This is a genomic window from Corynebacterium humireducens NBRC 106098 = DSM 45392 (genome assembly GCF_000819445.1).
GTDB lineage: Bacteria > Actinomycetota > Actinomycetes > Mycobacteriales > Mycobacteriaceae > Corynebacterium > Corynebacterium humireducens.
The window spans coordinates 1,741,963-1,762,588 of sequence record NZ_CP005286.1; the positions used below are offsets into that span (position 1 = coordinate 1,741,963).

Here is a 20,626-nt window from a genome sequence, read left to right on the forward strand (position 1 = left end):
CTCCTACATAATCTCGAAGCGGGAACGGATGGACTCGCCGTGGGCCGGCAGGTCCTCGGCGTCGGCCAGCGCGATGATGTGCGGGCCGATCTCCTTGAGGGCGGTGCGGTCGTACTCGATGAGGTTGACCTCCCGCAGGAAGGTGTGGGTGGACAGGCCGGAGGAGAACCGGGCCGTGCCGGAGGTCGGCAGGACGTGGTTGGAACCGGCCGCGTAGTCGCCCAGCGGGACCGGCGAGTAGGCGCCGACGAAGATGGCGCCGGCGTGGCGGATGCGCTCCGCGACCTCGCGGGCGTTCTCCGTGTGGATCTCCAGGTGCTCGGCGGCGTAGGCGTCGGCCACGGCGATGCCCTGCTCGAGGTCGTCGACGAGCACGATGCCGGACTGCTGGCCACGCAGTGCCCCGGCGACACGCTCCGCGTTGCGGGTGACGGTGTAGCGCTCGTCGATCTCCCTGTCGACGGCCCGCGCCAGCTCCTCATCGTGGGTGATGAGGACCGACGCCGCAAGGTCGTCGTGCTCCGCCTGGGAGATGAGGTCGTAGGCGATGTACACCGGGTCCGCGGAGGAGTCCGCGAGGATGGCGATCTCGGAGGGGCCCGCCTCCGCGTCGATGCCCACCACTCCGTTGACCAGGCGCTTCGCAGCGGTGACGAAGATGTTGCCGGGGCCGGTGATGATGTCGACCGGGTCGAGATCGACGGAGTCGTCACCGTAGGCCAGCAGCGCCACGGCCTGGGCACCGCCGACGGCCCACACCTCCTCGACGCCCAGCAGGTGGCAGGCGGCGAGGATCGTCGGGTGCGGCCAGCCGTCGTGGTCCGCCTGCGGCGGGGACGCCACGACGAGCGAACGGCAGCCGGCCTCCTGGGCGGGGACGACGTTCATGATCACGCTCGACGGGTACACGGCCTTGCCACCCGGCACGTAGAGGCCGACGCGGTCGATCGGCAGGTGCACCTCGGTGACGGTCGCCCCCTCCGCGAGGGTGGTGGTGTGGGAGTCCGGCCGCTGGTCGGCGTGCACCTTGCGCACCCGGGAGATGGCCTCCCGCATGGCGGTGATGACCTTCTCGTCGAGCGTGTCGACGGCCCGCCCCAGCACCTCCGCCGGCACCCGCACCGCCGCCGGGGTCACGCCGTCGAACTTCTCGCCGTACTCGAGGGCCGCCTGCGCCCCCCGCTCACGGACCGCCTCGACGATGGGCGCCACGGTCGGGAGCACGGCGTTGACGTCGGTGCCGCCACGCGGGAGGGCACGTCGCAGTTCGCTGGTGGACGGGGTACGACCGCGCAGGTCGATGATGTTGAGCATCGTGAAGGTTCTCCTCGAACTGCCAGGATGAAAGCGGATGGGCCAGAGTCTATGTTGCCTTATTGTAGGGGTCAGGGGCCTACCACCCGAGCACGGCCCGGAGAATGCAGGAGGTGTCAGCCCGATGGTCACGCTGACCGAGGTCTACGTCGCTGCCGAGTCCTTCGGTTTCCACGCCTACGTGGGGGCCGACCGGCTGGTGTTCCCCTGGCACGACCACATCGTCACCGCCTACCTCGACGAACGCAGCCCCGGCGCGCTGGTCTTCGACATGGACCTGCGCAACACGACCGGCATGGAGCAGACCGGCGCCCTCGCCCGGACCATCACCGCCTGGAACCATGAGCGCCTCGGCCCGACGCTGTCGCTGCGGGTCGGGGACGACACGGCGGTGAGCCTGCACTCCCGCTCCAGCATCCTCGTCGGCACCGGGATCACGGACGCGCAGCTGGCGGACTTCGTGCGCCTGTCGATGGAGACCGCCCGCCTGGCCGTCGACCACCTAATCGAGGACTTCCCCGAGCTGGCCATGCCCGACTCGGAGGACACCGCCGCGCAGCGCCGCAAGCAGGACACCGCCGCCCTCAACGGTCCCCTCCCCCGAGACCGCCACGTCAGCGTCAATGAACTTGACGACGACACCGTGCGCCTCCGCGACCTGGATCACCGCCGCAGCCGCGAGGACATCGACCCCGGCGACGAACCCGACCCCGACGAGGAGTACTCCGCCAGCATGAGCACCGACCACGAGTGGGACCCGGGCGAGGACCACGACGACCCCACGGAGGTCACCCTCGACCGGGTGCGGGAGGCGCTGGGGAATCTCGGCATCGAGAAGACCCACGGCGACGAGGACGTCATCATCGCCTGGATCAACGACGTGCTCTTCGGCTTCTTCCTGGACAACGGGCCCAGCTACCTCATCAAGGGGCACTGGGACCCGGGCCTCGACCCGGACTCGGACTTCCTGCGCATGTTCCTGCTGTGCAACGACTGGAACGAGGCGTCGATCACGACGAAGGCCTTCTGCCATGAGGACGCCGACGGCCTGCAGGTCCGCGTGGAGTTCACCGCCCCCGTCCGGGAGGGCATGACGGAGCTCCAGCTCGAGCACAACACGGCGGTGGCCATCAACCAGGTGCTGCACGCCATCGACGAGATCAGCACCGACGCCACGGGCGAGTCTGCCGTGGCTTGGCCAAACTAGCCGAACTAGCCGGACTAGAAGTCCAGCCCCAGGTCGAGGGCCGGCGCGGAGTGGGTCAGGGACCCGACCGCGAGGTAGTCGACGCCGGTGCGGGCGTAGTCGGCCGCGACGTCGAGGGTGAGTCCGCCGGAGGCCTCGAGGAGGGTGCCGGGCGAGACGGCGTCGCGACGCTGCACCGCCATCTGCACCATCCACGGCTCGAAGTTGTCCAGCAGGATCTCGTCCGGCTGCTCCGGCAGCAGCTCGTCGAGCTGCTCCAGGGTGTCGACCTCGATCTCGCACCACTTGTCCGGGAACTGCTCACGCACGGCCAGGAAGGCCGGGAGCACTCCCCCGGCGGCGACGACGTGGTTGTCCTTGATGAGCGCCCGGTCGCCGAGCCCCAGGCGGTGGTTGACTCCCCCGCCGGTGGTCACCGCGTACTTCTGCAGCAGACGCAGACCGGGCAGGGTCTTGCGGGAGTCGCGGATCTGCGCGCCGGTGCCCTCGACCGCGTCGACCCAGCGGGCGGTCGCCGAGGCGATGCCGGAGAGGTGGGTGAGCAGGTTGAGCAGGGTACGTTCCGCGGTGAGCAGGTCCCGGGTGCCGGCCTCGATGCGGGCGACGACGTCCCCCGGTCCGACGCGGGTGCCGTCCGGGGTGACCTCCTCGACGCGGAACTCGGAGGTGGCCACCTGGCGCAGCACCCGGTCCACCACGAAGAGTCCGGCGATGGTGCCCGACTGGCGGGACACGATCCGCGCCTCGGAGCGGTGTCCGGAGGGCACGGTGGCCCGGCTCGTGATGTCGGGACCGTAGGTGAGGTCCTCGTCGAGGGCGGTGGCGATGAGGCGGTCCACGGCCTCCGGGTCGATCTCGACGGTCGGGAAGGCGGGGGTGTCAGGCGGCGTCATGTCTCTCACTGTATCGGGAGGGTCGGGGCGTCCGTCTCGGGGGTCACGAGGGCGGAGCACCAGTAGGCGAGGGCGGCGAGGAAGGGGGCGACGAGCCAGCCGACGCCCGGGTCCAGGCCCGGGACCATGCTCACGCGGTCCCCGGGGGACAGCAGGTCGGGGTCTCCGATGTCGTGGAGCAGGCCGGAGGTCACCGTCCCCACCGCCAGGAAGGAGAAGGCGGAGAGCGCCGCGACCCCCATGAGCCACCAGAGCATCGCCGGACCGCGGGTGGCCGGGGACAGGACGTAGGTGCTCAGGGAGATGAGCGTCGCCAGGAGTCCGGTGGCGGCGACGAAGCTGCCGAAGGAGACGAACTCGACGTTGCCGGCGGCGGCGTCGATGATCACCTGCCCGCCCTCGCCGAGAGTGCCGGAGTACGCGGGACGGAGCAGACCCCAGAGGGCGCCGACCACGGAGTGGATGAGGAGGGACACCGCCGCGACCCCGGCGGCGGTGCCCACCGTGCGTGGGATCCTCACCGTTAGTTGCAGAACTTCCAGCGGCCGTCCTCGTGCAGGTAACGCTGGGTGCGGGTCTCCGACTGGCCGGCGGAGACCGCGGTGACCACCGCGGAGGCGTGGTTGCCCTCGACGCGGATGTCCTCCACGGAGGCGATGTGGGGCTGCGCTGCGGCGTAGACGTCCCACTGGTGCAGCGGCTGGTCGGGGATGCCGGCCAGGTCCATGGACTGCGGGACGGCCTCGTTGCAGGTGTTCTCCGGGACGTAGAGGAGGAACTGGTGGAACGTCTCGACCTCGTAGATACCCCGGACCAGGCGCTCGATCTCGGCGCGGTCGGCCTCGCTGGCGGCGTGACCGGCGGCGACCGGCTCCGGCTCCTCGTAGAGTTCCTCGAGGATCGGGGCGGAGAGCGGATCCTCCACCGGCTCCGGCTCCTCGGTGGGTTCCTCGGAGGTCGGCTCCTCGCTGGTGGTCTCCTCCTCCGAGGAGGTGGTCGACGTCGTGGTCTCCGTGGTGCGGGTGGAGGTCACGGTGTGTGCCGTCGGTACCCCGGTCGCGGTGCTCTCGGCGGTCTCGCCGCCGCCGCACGCCGCCACGAACATGAGGGGGACGGTGAGGGCGAGCGCCACGGTGGTCTTTTTCACGGTCACTGCTGGGTACTCCTGCCGGAAGGTAACGGGTACGTCGACTGGTCACCCTAGCAACCACTTCACCCCGCGGGCTGAAAGAACCCTGGGAGTTTCAGTACCGGGTAGGCTCCAGGATGTGCAGCTGACCCGCGAATCCATCGTCACCGCCGCCGTCGCCATCCTGGACACGTACGGCCTGGCGGACATGACCATGCGCCGCGTCGCCACGTCCCTCGGGGTCGCCCCGGGCGCACTGTACTGGCACATCGCCAACAAACAGCAGCTCATCGCCGCGATCGCGGAGGAGATCCTGACGCCCGTGCTCGCCGCCACCGCCCCGCGGACCGCCCCGGAGCTCGCCGGCCTCCTGCGGGAGTCGATGCTCTCGCGTCGCGACGGCGCGGAGCTCGTCGCCGCCGCCCTCTCGCAGCCGGAGTCGGAGACACGGGAGGTCGTCGAGAAGCAGCTGGCCGCCACCCTGGAGGGGGACGCGGACCTGCGGCGCGTCGGCGCCGCCTCCCTCCTGCACCTCGTGCTCGGCGCCACCGCCCTGGAGCAGGCGCGGGCGCAGCATGCGGCGGACACGGGCGTCGAGAAGCCGCGGGACGCCTCCGGGGACTTCCACCGGGGAGTGGAACTGATGCTCGCAGGGCTCGACACGGCCCGCGCGTGAACAGGTGGAGCGCGGTGCTCTCCATTATGATCTGTCCACATGACTACTGAGTCCGACCATGATTACACGGTCTGGCCGGGTGACCCCTACCCCCTGGGGTCCACCTACGACGGCGCAGGCACCAACTTCGCACTCTTCTCATATGTTGCAGAGAAGGTGGAACTGTGCCTGATCGACCGGGAGGACAACGAAGTCCGCATCAACCTGGAGGAGGTCGACGCCAACGTCTGGCACTGCTACCTCCCCGGCGTGCAGCCCGGCCAGCGCTACGGCTACCGCGTGCACGGGCCCTACGACCCGCACAACGGCAAGCGCTGTGACCCCAACAAGCTGCTCGTGGACCCCTACGCCCGCGCCTTCGACGGCGACTTCGACGGCGACCCGTCCCTGTTCTCCTACGACATCTTCGCCGACCCGCCGGGGTCCGGCCGCAACACGGAGGACTCCCTCGGCCACACGATGAAGTCCGTGGTGATCAACCCGTTCTTCGACTGGGGCTCCGACCGTGCCCCGCGCATCCCCTACAACGAGACCGTCATCTACGAGACCCACGTCAAGGGCATGACGATGACGCACCCGGACGTGCCGCCGAACCTGCGCGGCACCTACGCCGGTCTCGCGCACCCGGCGATCATCTCCTACCTCAAGGACCTCGGCGTCACCGCCATCGAGCTCATGCCGGTGCACCAGTTCCTCCAGGACGACCGCCTCCGCGACCTCGGCCTGCGCAACTACTGGGGCTACAACACCTTCGGCTTCTTCGCCCCGCACCAGGACTACGCCGCCGCCCGCAAACCCGGCGGCGCCGTCTCCGAGTTCAAGGGCATGGTCCGCGCCTACCACGAGGCCGGCATGGAGGTCATCCTCGACGTGGTGTACAACCACACCGCCGAGGGCAACCACCTGGGCCCGACGATCATGTTCCGCGGCATCGACAACGAGGCGTACTACCGCCTCGTCGACGGTGACAAGTACCACTACATGGACTACACCGGCACGGGTAACTCCCTCAACGTGCGTGACCCGCACTCGCTGCAGCTCATCATGGACTCGCTGCGCTACTGGATCACCGAGATGCACGTCGACGGCTTCCGCTTCGATCTGGCCTCCACCCTGGCCCGCGAGCTGCACGACGTCGACCGTCTGGCGACCTTCTTCGACCTCGTCCAGCAGGACCCGGTCGTCTCGCAGGCGAAGCTCATCGCCGAGCCCTGGGACGTCGGCCACGACGGCTACCAGGTGGGCAACTTCCCGCCGCTGTGGACCGAGTGGAACGGCAAGTACCGCGACACCGTCCGTGACTTCTGGCGTGGCGAGCCCGCCACCCTGGGCGAGTTCGCCTCCCGTCTGACGGGTTCCTCTGACCTCTACGCGAACAACGGCCGCCGCCCCACCGCGTCGATCAACTTCATCACCGCGCACGACGGCTTCACGCTCAACGACCTGGTCAGCTACAACCACAAGTACAACGAGGCCAACGGCGAGGGCAACCGCGACGGCGAGTCCCACAACCGTTCCTGGAACCACGGCGTCGAGGGCCCGACGGATGACCCGGAGATCCTGGCCCTGCGCGCCCGCCAGCGCCGCAACTTCCTCACCACGCTCATCCTGTCGCTGGGTACCCCGATGCTCTCGCACGGTGACGAGATGGCGCGTACGCAGGAGGGCAACAACAACGTCTACTGCCAGGACAACGAGCTGGCGTGGATGGACTGGGACCAGCTGGAGGAGAACGCGTCGCTGCACGCGTTCACGAAGCGTCTGCTCAACATCCGCCGCCGCCACCCCGTGTTCCGCCGTCGTCGCTTCCTCGCGGGCGGCCCGCTGGGTTCCGACGTCCGTGAGCGTGACATCGCCTGGCTGGTGCCCTCCGGCAAGCTGATGACCCAGGACGACTGGGACTTCGCCTTCGGTAAGGCACTCATGGTGTACCTCAACGGCAACGCCATCAGCGAGCCGGACGCCCGCGGCCAGAAGATCGTGGACGACTCGTTCATCCTCATGTTCAACGCGCACTACGAGGAGATCGAGTTCACCCTCCCGCCGCGCTCCCTGGGTGTCCGCTGGCAGCTGCTCGTCGACACCACCGAGGACATCGGCTACCCGATCGAGGCCTCCATCATCGAGGCGAAGGGCACCATCACGGTCCCCTCCCGCGCGACGATGGTGCTCAAGCAGATCGAGCCGCCGGCCTTCGACGAGGAGGACGAGGTCGAGGAGCTCGAGGTCGTCGACGAGGCCGAGCGCGAGAAGGACCTCGGCGTCGTGGGTGACAAGGTCACCGCCGATTCCGCGGCCACCGCCGAGAAGGTCGCCGCCGAGCCGCCGGTCAAGGAGCTCGACGAGGAGGAGGCCCCCGAGCCGGAGGCCGAGGAGTCAGAGGAGGACGAGAACAAGCCCACGACCGTCCTGCCGAGCCTCTCCGAGATGACCGAGGAGCAGCAGATCGCCGCGAAGCGCCACGCCGCCCTCCGCGACGAGTACACCGACGAGGAGCCCTAGACCCCGTTCAGCGGTGGTGCTCCTCCACCGTGGCGTAGTTGTCCGCGACCCAGTCGACGAGCGCCTGCGCCACGGGCAGGAGGCTCCGCCCCAGGTCGGTGAGCTCGTACTCGACCCGCGGCGGGATCTCCTCGTAGGCCCAGCGTTCGATGAGGCCGTCAGCGGTCATGGTGCGCAGTCGCTGGGTGAGCATCTTCTGGGAGATGCCGTCGACGATCTCCTCGATGCGTCCGTAACGCAGGGGGCGCTGCTCCAGCGCGAGGATGATGAGGATCGTCCACTTGTCCCCCACCGAATTGAGCAGGCCGCGGCTGGGACAGGTCCGGTCGAAGGGGTCGTACCGGCGCGCCCACGAACGCTGGCGGCTGCTCATACCCCCTGATCGTAGCCGGGTAGACTGGCCTGACCCAGCCCCCGAAGAAACGGAGTCGACGAGTGATCCCGGCCCACGGCGCCCACCTCAGCGTCACCGAGACGAGCATCCGCATCGAACAGTCGGCGTTGGCCGCCGCCCTCACCGGGCAGACCGTGGTCACCGTCCCGTTGGCGGAGGTCACCGGCGTGCGGTCCACACCGCCCACGCTTCTCGACGTCGGCGTGGTCCTCCTCGAGGGCCCCGGCACGACAGTCACCTTCGCCCCCGGGCAGGACCGGGCCGCTGCGGACTTCGTCGCCGACGTGGAGGCCGCCCTGCGCGGTGAGGCCCCCACCGCCTCCGCCGGCGGGGTCACCGGGCTCAGCTTCGTCGGGTTCGACGTGGAGACCGCTAACGCGGACGTCGGGTCCATCTGCCAGATCGGCGTGGTCCGGGTCGTCGACGGCGTGGAGGTCGCCGCCGAGTCGTGGCTGTGCACTCCCCCGCCGGGTCTGTCCGAGTTCCAGGCCGCCAACATCGCGGTGCACGGCATCACCCCGGAGATGGTGGCGGACCAGCCCGGCTTCGCGGAGCGTCTGCCCGCCCTGCTGGAGTTCATCGGTGACCTGCCGGTCATCGCCCACAACGCCCAGTTCGACATGATGGCGCTGCGTCGTGCCTGCCTGGCGGCCGAACTGCCGGTCCCGGAGCTGACCTTCGGCTGTTCCCTGGTGCTGTCGCGGGCCGCCCGCCTCGGTCTGCCGGACCACCGGCTGCCCACGGTGGCGGCTGGTCTGGGGGTGCCGCTGGACAGGCACCACGACGCGACCGAGGACGCCCGCGCGGCGGCTGGCATCGTCGTGGAGCTGGCCCGACGCTCAGATCACAGGGGCCCCTTCCGGGAGATGCAGGAGGACGCCGGTTTCCGCACGGGCACCCTGAGTCAGGACGCGGTCCACCCGGTGCTGCGGCAGCGCCCCGGTCTGCCCACCGAGCCGACGCAGGCCCCGGAGCGGAAGCCCGCGCGGCGGGCCCCGTGGCAGTCGGTGGCCACGCCGGACGTCATCCCCGACGCCAACCCGGACGCCGATCCGACGGGACCGCTCTTCGGCCAGCACGTCACCCTGACCGGTGACTTCGAGCCCTTCGACAAGGGGCGGCTGTGGTCGGCGATCGCGGACATGGGTGCGGAGATCGGCCGGAACGTCACCCGGAAGACCACGATCCTCGTGGCCGGCACCTGGGCGACGAAGACCTCCAAGGAGAAGCGGGCGGAGGAGCTCATCGCCAAGGGGCAGGAGCTCCAGATCTGGACGGGTGAGCAGCTCATCGCCGTCCTCGGCCTGACCGAGGACGGGAGCGAGGACGAGCAGCCCCCGTTCTAGGAATTTTCGCGGGGCAGGGAACCTCCGGGCGGTTTCCGGAGTCCAACAGTGGTGAAGGAATCAGCTCCCGATCCGAGGACCGCCCATGCCACTGTCCCCGTCCACCCTCCTCCCGGCCCTGCGCCCCGCCACGTGGGTCCGTCGTCGCGGTCTCAGCGACGACGGGTTCAGCGACACCGTCGCCTCCATCACCCTGTCCCGGGACCTGTGCGTGACCTTCGTCTGTGACGGGGTCGACGTCAGTTACCGCGGTCTGGGGGAACTCGATCTCTCGGCGCACCGGGCGTGGGAGCTGGCCGCCACGAACCTCGTCGCGCGGGCGCAGACCCCGGTGGGTGTCCGGGTGCACACCCGTCCCGCCGCCGCGCTCCTCGGGCCCGGTGCGCCGGGCCTGCAGGTGGCGTTGCCCGGGGCCCCGGCGGCGAGCTGGCTGGCCCACCCGCACCCTTTCGCGGTGCTCGACGAGCATCTGGCCGCCCTCACCGGAGGGCCCGTCGCGTGGCTCGCGCTCACCGAACGGACGGTGGTGGCGGTGCCACGGGAGGACGTCGGCAGGCAGGTGGTGGACCTGGGGGACGCGCTGTCGCGGGTGCCGCTGGAGCGGCGTCACGGCTTCCCGGCGGCTGTGTCGCCCCGCACACCGGTGTCCACTCCCGCCTAGGCTGTGGGGGAACACTTTTCTCTCTATTCCGTTCTTTAACTGAGGAGTTCCATGCGTCGTCCGATCACCGCCACCTACCGTCTGCAACTGCGCGGACCGCAGGCGGACCCGTCGGGACGGGCCTTCGGTTTCGCCGAGGCGGCCGCCCAGGTTCCCTACCTGCAGTCCCTCGGAGTCAGTCATATCTACCTCTCCCCCATCTTCACGGCGATCCCGACGTCGAACCACAACTACGACGTCACCGACCCGACCGAGATCAACCCGGAGCTCGGCGGCATCGAGGGGCTGCGCGAGTTGGCGGACGTCGCCCACGAGGCCGGCCTCGGGCTCATCATCGACATCGTGCCGAACCACCTCGGCGTGGAGAACCCGCGGCTGAACAAGTGGTGGTGGGACGTCCTGCGCCACGGCCAGGACTCCGAGTACGAGCACTACTTCGACATCGACTGGCACGCCGACAACGGGGCCGGCGGCAAGCTGGGGCTCCCGGTGCTGGGGTCGCCGGAGGACGTCGACAAGCTGGAGCTGCGGGAGGTCGACGGGGAGGTCGTCCTCGCCTACTACGACAACCTCTTCCCCGTCGGGGAGGACGTGACCCTCGACGACGACGTCGCCGAGGTGTACGAGCAGCAGCACTACCGCCTCATGTACTGGCGCGACGGGGTCATCTCCTACCGCCGTTTCTTCTCGGTCAACGGTCTGGCGGGCATCCGCCAGGAGGACCCGATGGTCTTCGAGCACACGCACCGCATCGTGCGTCAGCTCATCGCCGAGGACATCATCGACGGCGTCCGCGTCGACCACCCCGACGGACTGTCCGACCCCTTCGGCTACCTCAACCGCCTGCGGGAGGTGGTGGGTCCGGACCGCTGGCTGGTCGTCGAGAAGATCCTCGAGGTCGACGAGACCCTGGACCCGCGCCTCGCCGTGGACGGCACCACCGGCTACGACGCCCTGCGTGAGCTGGACGGCGTGTTCATCGAGCGGGAGGCCGAGGACTCCCTGTCCATGCTGGCGCTGCAGCACTCCGGCTCCACGTGGGACCAGGCCGCCATCGACGTCACGCAGCAGCAGCTCAAGCGGGAGGTCGCACAGACGGAGCTCTCTGCGGAGATCCGCCGTCTCGCCCGCGCCATGCGCCGCGACAACTTCTCCACCGCCGGTTCCTCCGTGTCGGAGGAGGACCTGCTCACCACGATCACCGAACTCGTCGCCGCCATGCCGGTCTACCGCGCCGACTACCTCTCCCTGTCGCGGGTGACGGCCACGGTCGTGGCGGAGATGTCGCGGCGGTTCCCGTCGCGCCGTGACGCACTCGACCTCATAGTCGCCGCCCTCAACGCCAACGCGGAGGCGAAGATCCGTTTCGCGCAGGTCTGCGGTGCCGTCATGGCCAAGGGCGTGGAGGACACCACCTTCTACCGGGCGTGCCGTCTCGTCGCCCTCCAGGAGGTCGGTGGCGCGCCGGGTCGTTTCGGGGTGTCGGCGGCGGAGTTCCACCTGCTGCAGCAGGAGCGTGCCCGCCTGTGGCCGAAGGCCATGACCACGCTGTCCACCCACGACACCAAGCGCAGCGAGGACGTCCGCGCCCGCATCATCGAGCTGACCGAACGCCCCCTGGACTTCTCGGAGCTGGTCCACCGCGTGACCTCCGTGGTCCCGGCCCCGGACTCCGGGACCGGCCACTTCCTGCTGCAGAACCTGCTGGGCGTGTGGCCGGCGGACGGGCAGATCACGGAGCAGCTCCGTGAGCGTTTCCGCGCCTACGCCGTCAAGGCGCTGCGGGAGGCGAGCGTGCACACCACGTGGGTGGATCCGGTGGAGTCCTTCGAGAACGCCGTCCTCGACTGGATCGACGTGCTTCTCGACGGCCCCGTGACCTCCATGATCACCGAGTTCGTGGCGCCGCTGGCCCGTGGCGCGGTGCGTATCTCCCTGGGCCGCAAGCTGCTCCAGCTCACCGGCCCGGGCATCCCGGACGTGTACCAGGGCACCGAGTTCTTCGACGACTCCCTCGTCGACCCGGACAACCGGCGCTTCGTGGACTACACCGCCCGCCAGCAGACGCTCGACATCCTCGCGGAGGGCGTCGACTGGGAGGATCTCGCCGCGGAGGCGGAGGCCCAGGCGGAGACCACCGGCGACTACCCGCACCTCGACCTCTACGGCGACCGCGCCAAGCTGCACATCGTGCACGAGGGGCTGAAGGTGCGCACCGACCACCCGGAGTACTTCGTGGGCGGTGAGATGCAGGCCGTGTTCGCGGTCGGCCCGGCGGAGGCGCACCTCATCGGTCTGGCCCGCGGCGCGTCGCACATCCCGGGTGAGGCGGGTATCGGCGTGATCACCCTGGCCACCCGCCGCCCGCTCGACCTGGAGCGCAACGGCGGCTGGCAGGACACCACGGTCACCCTCCCGGAGGGCACGTGGCTCGACCGTCTGACGGGCCGCACCTACGAGGAGACGGTGCCGCTCGCCGAGGTTCTCCGCCTCTTCCCGACGGCACTGCTGGTCAAGCAGCCGGTGGAGCGTGATGTCTGACCGGATGGCCCGCCTGGGCAGCAGGTACCACGACTGGGTGCGGGCGCACCCGGACGCGGCGGAGGACTTCGCCGCGGGCGTGGAGGATCTCCTCGCCGACGCCGGCGTCACCTATGACCGGGTGGTCGCGCGGGTGAAGGACTGGCCGTCGATGAAGGCCAAGGCCTACAAGAAGCGTGCCGACGGCTCGTGGATGTACCCCGACCCCTGGAAGGACATCCACGACCTCATCGGTGTGCGGGTGACCACCTTCCACTCGACGGAGATCCCCGTGGCCATCGAGGTGCTGCGGCAGTCCTTCACGGTGGAGCGTTCCGTGGACAAGACCGCGGAGACGCGGATCTCCGGTGGCTTCGGCTACGGCTCCCACCACCTCATCCTCACGGTCGACGAGAACTCCGCCGACGTGACGGAGCTCGCCGACTATGCGGGGGTGAGCTTCGAGGTGCAGATCCGGACGGTCCTGCAGCACGCCTGGGCGGAGTTCGAGCACGACATCCGTTACAAACGGGGTCAGGAGGAGCTGGATCCGAAGGTGGACCGTGCCTTCGCGCTGGCCGCCGGGCTCATTGAGCTGGCGGACCAGCAGTTCGACCAGATCGCGGCGGCGCAGTACACCGACGAGTCCTCGACTGAGGATGTCGACCTCACCGCCGAGACGCTGCCGGGTGTGCTGGCGATGCTGCTGGGCAACCGTTTCCCGCGTTCGCGTTCGGAGAACTACCGTTTCCTCGCGGAGATCCTCGCCGCTGACGGGATCACCACGGTGGCTGAGCTGGATGCGCTGCTCGACGACATCGACATCGACTCGGTCCGCGGTGCCCTGAACTACCGTTTCCGCCCCGGTCAGATCCGTCTCATCGACGATCTGCTGCTGCGCAGGTACGGGCAGGAGCACATCCGGAGGACGGGTGAGATCGGTCTGCGTCCGGCGCAACGTCCGCAGCAGTTGGCCCGTCGGCTGAAAACAATGCGCGCCGCACGGATCCTTCGCGACGGAAGGACAGACAGGCAGTAGTATGAACAGGGTCTACCGCACCCGCGAATAAAGGAGCACCAAAACATGGTTTCGTCCATCCGTGAAGATTTCCCCCAGGTGGCTGACGCCATCCACGTGTGGGCACTGACCATCGCGAACTTCTTCCGTCCGCTGGGCATCGATTTCCCGCCGGCGCACTGGGGACTCTGGTAGGGCCCTGAATCACCTGTCGGCCCCGACGACCTGCACGCTCATGAGCGCGGAGGTCGTCGGGGCCGACTGTCTGTGCGGCCTCAGTAGCTCTCGCGGCCCCGCAGCCGGTCGAGTTCGCGGCGTTCCCGTTTCGTGGGTCGGCCCGCTCCCCTGTCACGTTGCGGCAGGGAGGCGAGGATCTCCTTCGGCGGGGGCGGCGGCGAGTGGTCGATGTAGCAGGTGCGGGCCACGGGGGCGCCGACGCGCTTGCGTGGGGTGTCCACCACCTCGAGGTGGAGTTCGCGGTGGTTCACCCACACGCGCACCCGGTCCCCGGGGACGACCTGCTGGGCCGGTTTCACCGACGCGCCGTTGAGTTTGACGTGACCGGCCCGGACGGCGGTGGCGGCGGCGGACCGTGTCTTGAACACGCGCACCGCCCACACCCACACGTCGATACGGACTGCCTCAGACACGGCTAGTAGTTGTCGCGGTGGTTGACGATCTTCTGCACCTGGTTCCAGTTGTAGAAGCCACCCACGACGGCGACGACGAGCCCCAGGATCACCCAGGTCCAGCTGGTGAAGAGGAGGCCGAGGGCGAGGCCTCCGACGACGCCACCGCCGACGGAGACGGCGGCGTTCCGGGTGTACTTCCGGACGGCCTGCTTACGCTGTTCAATCGGGTTGTTCGGGCGGCGCTGCATTGTCATGCGCACCATCCTAATACTCCACCCAGGACGTGCCCGCCTCCACCGGCACAACGGCACCTGCGGTGAGTGAGGCGAGGGTGGATTCCAGTTCGGCGCGTCCGCCCGGCTCCACCGCGAGGGTGTAGGTGACGGCTGCGCCGTAGTCGGTGTCGGTGACCGCGATGCCGCGGTTGCGCAGGTCGGCCTCGAGGCGGCCGGCGTCGGCGTGCGGCACCTCGATGAGGTAGAGCTCGCGGATCGCCCGGGTGACGCGCTCTATCTTGGGCAGGAGGTCGCCGACGGACTGGGAGTAGGCGTGGACGAGTCCGCCCGCACCGAGCTTGATGCCGCCGAACCAACGGACGACGACCACGGTGGTGTCGAGAAGCTCTGAACCCCGGAGCATGTCGAGCATGGGCTTGCCGGCGGTGCCGGAGGGCTCGCCGTCATCCGAGGAGCGCTCGATGGGGTTGGAGCCCTCGACGTGGAGCATGTAGGCGCTGCAGTGGTGGCGGGCGTCCGGGTACTCGGCGCGGATCTCGTTGATGAAGTCGCGGGCGGCGTCCTCGTCGGAGGTCCGGCGGGCGAGCGAGTAGAAGCGTGACCGTTTGACCTCCCACTCGTGCGTCCACGTCCGGTCGGCGGCGGGCAACTGGTAGGTCGTGAGCATGAACACTGATAGTAGCTGGCGTTTCCGTTAGCCTGGGTTGCATGACTGCGCATGAACCGTTCTCCGTGTGGGCCCCCTACGCCCGGGATGTCCGTCTCCGACTCGACGACGAGGTGATCGCCATGCGGGCGACCTCCGGCGGATGGTGGGTGGCTGACCGCATCGCGGAGCCGGGCATGCGCTACGGCTACGAGCTTTTCGACGGCGAGAACTGGTCGCAGACCCTCCCCGATCCGCGCACCACCTCCCAGCCCGACGGCGTGCACGGGCTCTCCGAGGTGACCGACCCGCACTTCGACTGGACCGCCGAGTGGACCGGCCGCCCGCTGGCCGGGCAGGTGCTCTACGAGCTGCACGTCGGCACGTTCACCCCCGAGGGGACGTTCGACGGGGTGATCGGGAAGCTGGGGTACCTGCGGGATCTTGGCGTCACCGCCATCGAGCTCATGCCCGTCCAGCCCTTCGGCGGCGAGCGGAACTGGGGGTACGACGGCGTGGAGTGGCTCGCCGTCCACGCCGGCTACGGCGGCCCCGAGGGGCTGAAGAGGCTTGTCGACGCCGCCCACGCCGCCGGCATCGGCGTCATCCTCGACGTGGTGTACAACCACTTCGGCCCGGACGGCAACTACAACGGCATGTTCGGCCCCTACACCGCGGGTGGTTCCACCGGCTGGGGTGAGGTGGTGAACATCTCGGGCCACGACTCCGACGAGGTGCGCCGTTTCATTCTCGACTCGGTGCGCCAGTGGCTCGCCGAGTTCCGTTTCGACGGCCTGCGTCTCGACGCCGTGCACTCCCTCGACGACACCGGCGCATACTCCATCATGGAGCAGATCCAGGAGGTCGCCGACGACGTCACCGCCCGCACCGGTGTCCCCCGCCACATCATCGCGGAGTCCGACCTCAACGACCCGCGCCTGATCACCGAACGTGACGGCGGCGGTTACGGGCTGGCCGGCCAGTGGGTCGACGACATCCACCACGCCCTGCACACGATCGTCTCGGGTGAGCGCCACGCCTACTACGAGGACTTCGGTTCCCTCGACGCCCTGGCGAAGACCCTGCGCGGCGGTTTCTACTTCGACGGCACGTACTCCTCCTACCGCGGGCGGACCCACGGCCGTCCGATCGACGTGCGCTCCATTCCGGCGCACCGCCTGGTCACGTACACCACCACCCACGACCAGACCGGCAACCGTGCGCGGGGCGACCGCCCGTCGATGAACCTCACACCTGCTCAGCAGGTGTTGAAGGCGGCGGTGATCTACTGCTCCCCCTTCACCCCGATGCTGTTCATGGGTGAGGAGTTCGGCGCACAGACCCCCTTCGCCTTCTTCTGCTCCCACACCGACGAGAACCTCAACCGCCTCACCTCCGAGGGCCGCAAGCGGGAGTTCTCCCGCTCCGGCTGGGACCACGCCGAGGTGCCGGACCCCGCTGACCCGGCGACGTTCGAGATGTCGCGGCTGGACTGGGACTTCACGGAGGAGCAGCAGGAGATCCACGCCGCCTACCGGGAGCTGCTGCGTCTGCGCCGCGAGCTCGGCCTCTCCCGCGCCGATCTCTCCCGCCTCACCGTCGAGACCGGGGACGGCTGGCTGGCGATGGGCTGGGAGGACGTGATCCTCGTGGCCAACCTCTCCGACGCGGAGGTCCGCGCCCCCTACGGCGGCGAGCTCATCTACTCCTTCACGGAACCGGAGGTCGGCCTCGACGACACGCGCCTGGGCCCGTGGGAGTTCGCGCTCCTGCGCAGGTAGAGACCCCTAGGTGTTGACCAGGTACTCGTACTCGGGGGTGTTCGGCTTGAGGTGCTGGCACTCGATGCGGGAGGCGTTCATCCGCTCGAGCAGCGGGTCGAGGTCGCTGGCCCGGCCGAGCTCGAGGCCGACGAGCGCGGCACCGGTCTCCCGGTTGTTGCGCTTGAGGTACTCGAAGAGGGTGATGTCGTCGTCGGGGCCGAGGATGTCGTTGAGGAAGTGGCGCAGCTGGCCCGGCTCCTGCGGGAAGTTCACCAGGAAGTAGTGCTTGAGGCCGCGGTGCACCAGGGAGCGCTCCATGATCTCGGCGTAGCGCAGCACGTCGTTGTTGCCGCCGGAGATGATGCACACCACGATGGAGTCCTGCTGGAGCTTCATCTCCTTCAGGCCCGTGACCGACAGTGCACCGGCGGGCTCGGTGATGATGCCCTCGTTCTGGTACAGGTCGAGCATCTCGGTGCACACGGCGCCCTCGGAGACGTCCATGACGTGGATGCGGCCCTTGTTGCGTTCGATGATGTCGAAGGGCAGGTCACCGATGCGCTTGACGGCGGCGCCGTCGACGAAGGGGTCGACCGCGGAGAGGGTGACGGGGGCGTCGGCACGCAGGGCGGCCTGGAGGGAGGCGGCACCGCCCGGCTCGACGCCGACGATCGCGGTGCGCGGCGCCATGTCGGCGAGGTAGCTGGCGACACCGGCCAGGAGGCCACCGCCGCCGACCGGCACGAGCACCGTGTCGAGGGACTTGCCGATGGACGTGAGCTGCGTGAGGATCTCCGCCGCGATGGTCCCCTGACCGATGACGGTGTCGCGGGCGTCGAAGGGCTCGATCATGGTGGCGCCGCGCTCGGCGGCGTCGGCACGCGCGGCCTCGGCGGCCTCGTCGAAGTTGTTGCCGGTGACGACCAGCTCCACCATGTCACCGCCGTGGACCATGATGCGGTCACGCTTCTGCTTCGGCGTCTGGTTGGGGACGAAGATGCGACCCCGGATGCCCATCGTGCGGCAGGCGTAGGCGACACCCTGTGCGTGGTTGCCGGCGGAGGCGGCGACGATGCCGGCGTCCCGCTGCTGCTCGTCGAGGTTGGCCATGGCGTAGTAGGCGCCGCGGATCTTGTAGGAGCGCACGTCCTGCAGGTCCTCGCGTTTGAGGTACACCTCGCAGCCGGTCTCCTCGGAGAGGCGGGGGCAGTACTGGAGCGGGGTGGGCTCGATGACGGAGGAGATCCGTGCCTGCGCCAGCTGAATGTCCGAGGCGCGGACAGGCTCGAAGGTGGTTACGGCAGACCGGGTGTCACTCATGGGGACTCAGTGTAGTCCCCCTGTCCACCGGCCACGGCGTTGCAGCCCACTTCACCGACTGTTCACCTGCAGGTGGTCCGGAATTGAGATTGGTGTCATGTCACTGGTCCACCATGTCACACGATCTGCACCCCACCGACCACAGGAGTTCTCCCCGTGTCCCTTCGCCGTTCCGCTGTCGCGCTGTGCGCGGCGCTCGCCACCAGTGTCTCCCTCATCGCCCCGGCCCACGCCGCTGTCGTGGACAACCCCGTCGTCCACTCGGCCCCGGGTGCGGCCCTCTCGCTGGCCCCGATCGGCACCTACGAGACCGGCATCTTCGACAGGTCCGCCGCCGAGATCGTCACGTACCACGCGGCCTCCCAGCGCGTGCTCACCGTCAACGCCCAGTCCGGCCAGATCGACGTCCTCGACATCTCCGACCCGACCGAGCCCGTCAAGGTCGCCTCCGTCGACGGCGGCCCCGGCACCACCATCAACTCCGTCGACGTGCGTGCCGACGGCCTGGCCGTGGCCACCGTCGAGCCCGCCACCAAGACCGATGCCGGTACGCTGCTGTTCTTCGACGCCGCCGCCGAGCAGCCCGTCGCCCTCGGCGAGGTCGCCGTCGGCGCCCTGCCGGACATGGTCACCATCACCGCGGACGGCGCCTACGCACTGGTCGCCAACGAGGGCGAGCCGGCCGAGGACTACTCCGTCGACCCGGAGGGATCCGTCTCCGTCGTCTCCCTGCCGGAGACCGTCACCGCCGCCACCGACGCCGACGTCCGCACCGCGGACTTCCGCGCCTACAACGCCCCGGGCGCCCTCCCGGAGGGTGTGCGCGTCTTCGGCCCCGAGGGCACTGAGAGCACCGTCGCCCAGAACCTCGAGCCGGAGTACATCACCGTCCAGGGCGGCACCGCCTACGTCTCCCTGCAGGAGAACAACGCGCTCGCCGTCGTCGACATCGAGACCGCCACCGTCACCGACATCCTGCCGCTGGGCACCGTCGACCACTCGGTCGTTCCGCTGGACGTCTCCGACCGCGACGACCAGATCAACATCACCACCTGGCCGGTCAAGGGCCACCTCATGCCCGACTCCATCGCCTCCTACGAGGTCGGCGGCGTCACCTACATCGTCACCGCCAACGAGGGCGACGCCCGCGACTGGGAGGGCTACTCCGAGGAGGCCCGCGTCAAGCACTTCGGTGACGCGGACCGCGGCATCGCCCCGCTGTGCGAGGACTTCAACGGCATGACCGCCGAGGAGATCGCCGACCTGCAGAAGGACGAGAACCTCGGCCGCCTCACCGTCACCACCGCCGACGGTTACAACGAGGAGCGTGGGTGCTACGAGGAGATCTACTCCTTCGGCGCCCGCGGCTTCTCCATCGTCGACGAGAACGGTGAGCGGGTGTTCAACTCGGACGACCAGTTCGAGCGGATCACCGCGCTGGCCAGCCCGGAGAACTTCAACTCCAACCACAAGGAGGCGAACCTCGAGGGCCGCTCCGACGACAAGGGCCCGGAGCCGGAGGGCGTCACCCTCGGTGAGATCGACGGCCGCACCTACGCCTTCATCGGCCTGGAGCGCATCGGCGGCATCATGGTCTACGACGTGACCGACCCGGCCCGCGCCACCTTCGTCACCTACGTCAACAACCGTGACTTCACCGCCCCGGCCGACAGCCCGCAGGCCGGCGACCTCGGCGCCGAGGGTCTGGTCTTCATCCCGGCGGTCGACTCTCCGAACGGTGAGAACCTGGTCGTCGTCGGCAACGAGGTGTCCGGCACCACCACGATCTTCGAGATCACCACCGCCGAGGTGACCGGCCAGTCCTCCGTCTCCGCGTTCTCCTCCCTCTCCTCCCGTTAACCCCTCGCGTCGGGAGGGGATGGCTGCTAAGTTCTATCAACGATCAGTAATCCCATCCTCAAGGAGTTCCTCTGTGATCCGTCGTCGTCTCGCCGTTGCCCTGGTTGCCGCAGCCAGCACCTCCCTGGCCCTGGTCACCCCGGTACACGCCGAGGAGACCGAGCAGGGCATCTCCTCGCTGTCCTCCCTCTCCTCCACCACTGGTTCCTCCGACTCCACCGAGTCCACGCCCACGCCCACCCCGGGTGAGGACGAGGACGAGGAGAAGGAGGTCCAGCTCCCGGGCTGGGCCGGCTCCCTGGAGATGACCCCGGAGGCCGAGCTGACCTTCGAGATCATCAGGGCGGTCTTCACCCTCGGACTGGCGGCCACCCAGGCGGCCGTCGTCCTCGTCCCGCTCATGCCGGGCGGCGTCGACCAGCTCCGCGCCTTCCTCGCCCAGTTCGGCATCCAGGGCTAGGACACAGAGAAAGGGCCCGCAGTTCCGTCACGGAACTGCGGGCCCTCCT

General features: G+C 69.1%; 20 protein-coding genes. 11 read left to right on the forward strand and 9 right to left on the reverse strand.

Annotated elements, in window-relative coordinates; all coding sequences use genetic code 11:
* Positions 1 to 3: 3 nt before the first annotated feature.
* On the reverse strand, positions 4 to 1,314 hold the full coding sequence (gene hisD, locus B842_RS08670) for a histidinol dehydrogenase (protein ID WP_040086178.1): 1,311 nt from the start codon (positions 1,312 to 1,314) through the stop codon (positions 4 to 6).
* Between the two features lie 124 nt (positions 1,315 to 1,438).
* Here hisD and B842_RS13210 point away from each other — a divergent pair, with 124 nt between their 5' ends.
* The gene (locus B842_RS13210) at positions 1,439 to 2,521 is read left to right on the forward strand and encodes a YbjN domain-containing protein (protein WP_052437835.1); all 1,083 of its coding nucleotides are present in this window, start codon (positions 1,439 to 1,441) and stop codon (positions 2,519 to 2,521) included.
* A 14-nt stretch (positions 2,522 to 2,535) separates the two neighbouring features.
* On the opposite strand, the gene nadC is transcribed toward B842_RS13210, so the two are convergent.
* From nadC to B842_RS13215, 3 genes are read right to left on the reverse strand one after another with little or no spacing between them, the layout of a single operon-like run.
* Positions 2,536 to 3,414 (reverse strand): carboxylating nicotinate-nucleotide diphosphorylase, encoded by an 879-nt coding sequence (gene nadC / locus B842_RS08680; protein WP_040086180.1) that lies wholly within the window; start codon positions 3,412 to 3,414, stop codon positions 2,536 to 2,538.
* Positions 3,415 to 3,419: 5 nt separating this feature from the next.
* The gene (locus tag B842_RS08685) at positions 3,420 to 3,935 is read right to left on the reverse strand and encodes a hypothetical protein (protein ID WP_156119481.1); all 516 of its coding nucleotides are present in this window, start codon (positions 3,933 to 3,935) and stop codon (positions 3,420 to 3,422) included.
* Between the two features lie 2 nt (positions 3,936 to 3,937).
* Positions 3,938 to 4,561, reverse strand: a complete 624-nt coding sequence (locus B842_RS13215; RefSeq protein ID WP_169744838.1) for a hypothetical protein — start codon at positions 4,559 to 4,561, stop codon at positions 3,938 to 3,940.
* A 121-nt stretch (positions 4,562 to 4,682) separates the two neighbouring features.
* On the opposite strand from B842_RS13215, the gene B842_RS08695 reads away from it, so the two are divergent.
* Both B842_RS08695 and glgX read left to right on the forward strand, forming a co-directional pair.
* Positions 4,683 to 5,219: a TetR family transcriptional regulator gene (locus tag B842_RS08695; protein WP_040086181.1), complete on the forward strand. Its 537-nt coding sequence runs from the start codon at positions 4,683 to 4,685 to the stop codon at positions 5,217 to 5,219.
* 39 nt (positions 5,220 to 5,258) lie between these two features.
* Positions 5,259 to 7,721 carry a glycogen debranching protein GlgX gene (gene glgX / locus B842_RS08700; protein ID WP_040086182.1) on the forward strand — a complete coding sequence of 821 codons (2,463 nt, stop codon included), beginning with the start codon at positions 5,259 to 5,261 and terminating at the stop codon, positions 7,719 to 7,721.
* A gap of 7 nt (positions 7,722 to 7,728) precedes the next feature.
* Here the strand turns inward: glgX and B842_RS08705 are convergent, their stop codons facing one another.
* On the reverse strand, positions 7,729 to 8,094 hold the full coding sequence (locus tag B842_RS08705; RefSeq protein ID WP_040086185.1) for a winged helix-turn-helix transcriptional regulator: 366 nt from the start codon (positions 8,092 to 8,094) through the stop codon (positions 7,729 to 7,731).
* Positions 8,095 to 8,156: 62 nt separating this feature from the next.
* Here B842_RS08705 and B842_RS08710 point away from each other — a divergent pair, with 62 nt between their 5' ends.
* The 5 genes from B842_RS08710 (at position 8,157) to B842_RS14085 (ending at position 13,855) form a co-directional block, all read left to right on the forward strand.
* Positions 8,157 to 9,461 carry an exonuclease domain-containing protein gene (locus B842_RS08710; protein WP_040086186.1) on the forward strand — a complete coding sequence of 435 codons (1,305 nt, stop codon included), beginning with the start codon at positions 8,157 to 8,159 and terminating at the stop codon, positions 9,459 to 9,461.
* An 85-nt stretch (positions 9,462 to 9,546) separates the two neighbouring features.
* Positions 9,547 to 10,122 carry a hypothetical protein gene (locus B842_RS08715; RefSeq protein WP_052437838.1) on the forward strand — a complete coding sequence of 192 codons (576 nt, stop codon included), beginning with the start codon at positions 9,547 to 9,549 and terminating at the stop codon, positions 10,120 to 10,122.
* A gap of 51 nt (positions 10,123 to 10,173) precedes the next feature.
* Positions 10,174 to 12,663 (forward strand): malto-oligosyltrehalose synthase, encoded by a 2,490-nt coding sequence (gene treY, locus B842_RS08720; RefSeq protein ID WP_040086187.1) that lies wholly within the window; start codon positions 10,174 to 10,176, stop codon positions 12,661 to 12,663.
* A complete protein-coding gene (locus B842_RS08725; protein WP_040086188.1) occupies positions 12,656 to 13,681 on the forward strand; it encodes a GTP pyrophosphokinase in 1,026 nt (341 codons plus the stop codon). The genes treY and B842_RS08725 overlap by 8 nt, the downstream gene beginning before the upstream one ends.
* 45 nt (positions 13,682 to 13,726) lie before the next feature.
* Positions 13,727 to 13,855 (forward strand): hypothetical protein, encoded by a 129-nt coding sequence (locus B842_RS14085; RefSeq protein ID WP_281178813.1) that lies wholly within the window; start codon positions 13,727 to 13,729, stop codon positions 13,853 to 13,855.
* 80 nt (positions 13,856 to 13,935) lie between these two features.
* On the opposite strand, the gene B842_RS08730 is transcribed toward B842_RS14085, so the two are convergent.
* Genes B842_RS08730 through B842_RS08740 form a run of 3 tightly spaced genes read right to left on the reverse strand, consistent with a single transcriptional unit; the run spans position 13,936 to position 15,195 of the window.
* Entirely contained in the window at positions 13,936 to 14,310 is a 375-nt protein-coding gene (locus B842_RS08730) for an RNA-binding S4 domain-containing protein (RefSeq protein WP_040086189.1), read from the reverse strand.
* Between the two features lie 2 nt (positions 14,311 to 14,312).
* On the reverse strand, positions 14,313 to 14,546 hold the full coding sequence (locus B842_RS08735; protein ID WP_040087499.1) for a hypothetical protein: 234 nt from the start codon (positions 14,544 to 14,546) through the stop codon (positions 14,313 to 14,315).
* A gap of 10 nt (positions 14,547 to 14,556) precedes the next feature.
* Positions 14,557 to 15,195 carry an IMPACT family protein gene (locus B842_RS08740; protein WP_040087500.1) on the reverse strand — a complete coding sequence of 213 codons (639 nt, stop codon included), beginning with the start codon at positions 15,193 to 15,195 and terminating at the stop codon, positions 14,557 to 14,559.
* A gap of 41 nt (positions 15,196 to 15,236) precedes the next feature.
* Here B842_RS08740 and treZ point away from each other — a divergent pair, with 41 nt between their 5' ends.
* Positions 15,237 to 16,955 (forward strand): malto-oligosyltrehalose trehalohydrolase, encoded by a 1,719-nt coding sequence (treZ, locus tag B842_RS08745; RefSeq protein ID WP_040086191.1) that lies wholly within the window; start codon positions 15,237 to 15,239, stop codon positions 16,953 to 16,955.
* 6 nt (positions 16,956 to 16,961) lie between these two features.
* Here treZ and ilvA read toward each other — a convergent pair whose 3' ends face one another.
* Complete coding sequence (gene ilvA, locus B842_RS08750) at positions 16,962 to 18,257, reverse strand: threonine ammonia-lyase IlvA (RefSeq protein ID WP_040086192.1); 1,296 nt, start codon at positions 18,255 to 18,257, stop codon at positions 16,962 to 16,964.
* A gap of 156 nt (positions 18,258 to 18,413) precedes the next feature.
* On the opposite strand from ilvA, the gene B842_RS08755 reads away from it, so the two are divergent.
* Together B842_RS08755 and B842_RS13220 are read left to right on the forward strand one after the other, a co-directional pair.
* Positions 18,414 to 20,117, forward strand: coding sequence for a choice-of-anchor I family protein (locus B842_RS08755; RefSeq protein ID WP_061241393.1), 1,704 nt, complete (start codon positions 18,414 to 18,416; stop codon positions 20,115 to 20,117).
* Between the two features lie 73 nt (positions 20,118 to 20,190).
* Positions 20,191 to 20,577, forward strand: a complete 387-nt coding sequence (locus B842_RS13220; protein WP_052437839.1) for a hypothetical protein — start codon at positions 20,191 to 20,193, stop codon at positions 20,575 to 20,577.
* Positions 20,578 to 20,626: the final 49 nt, after the last annotated feature.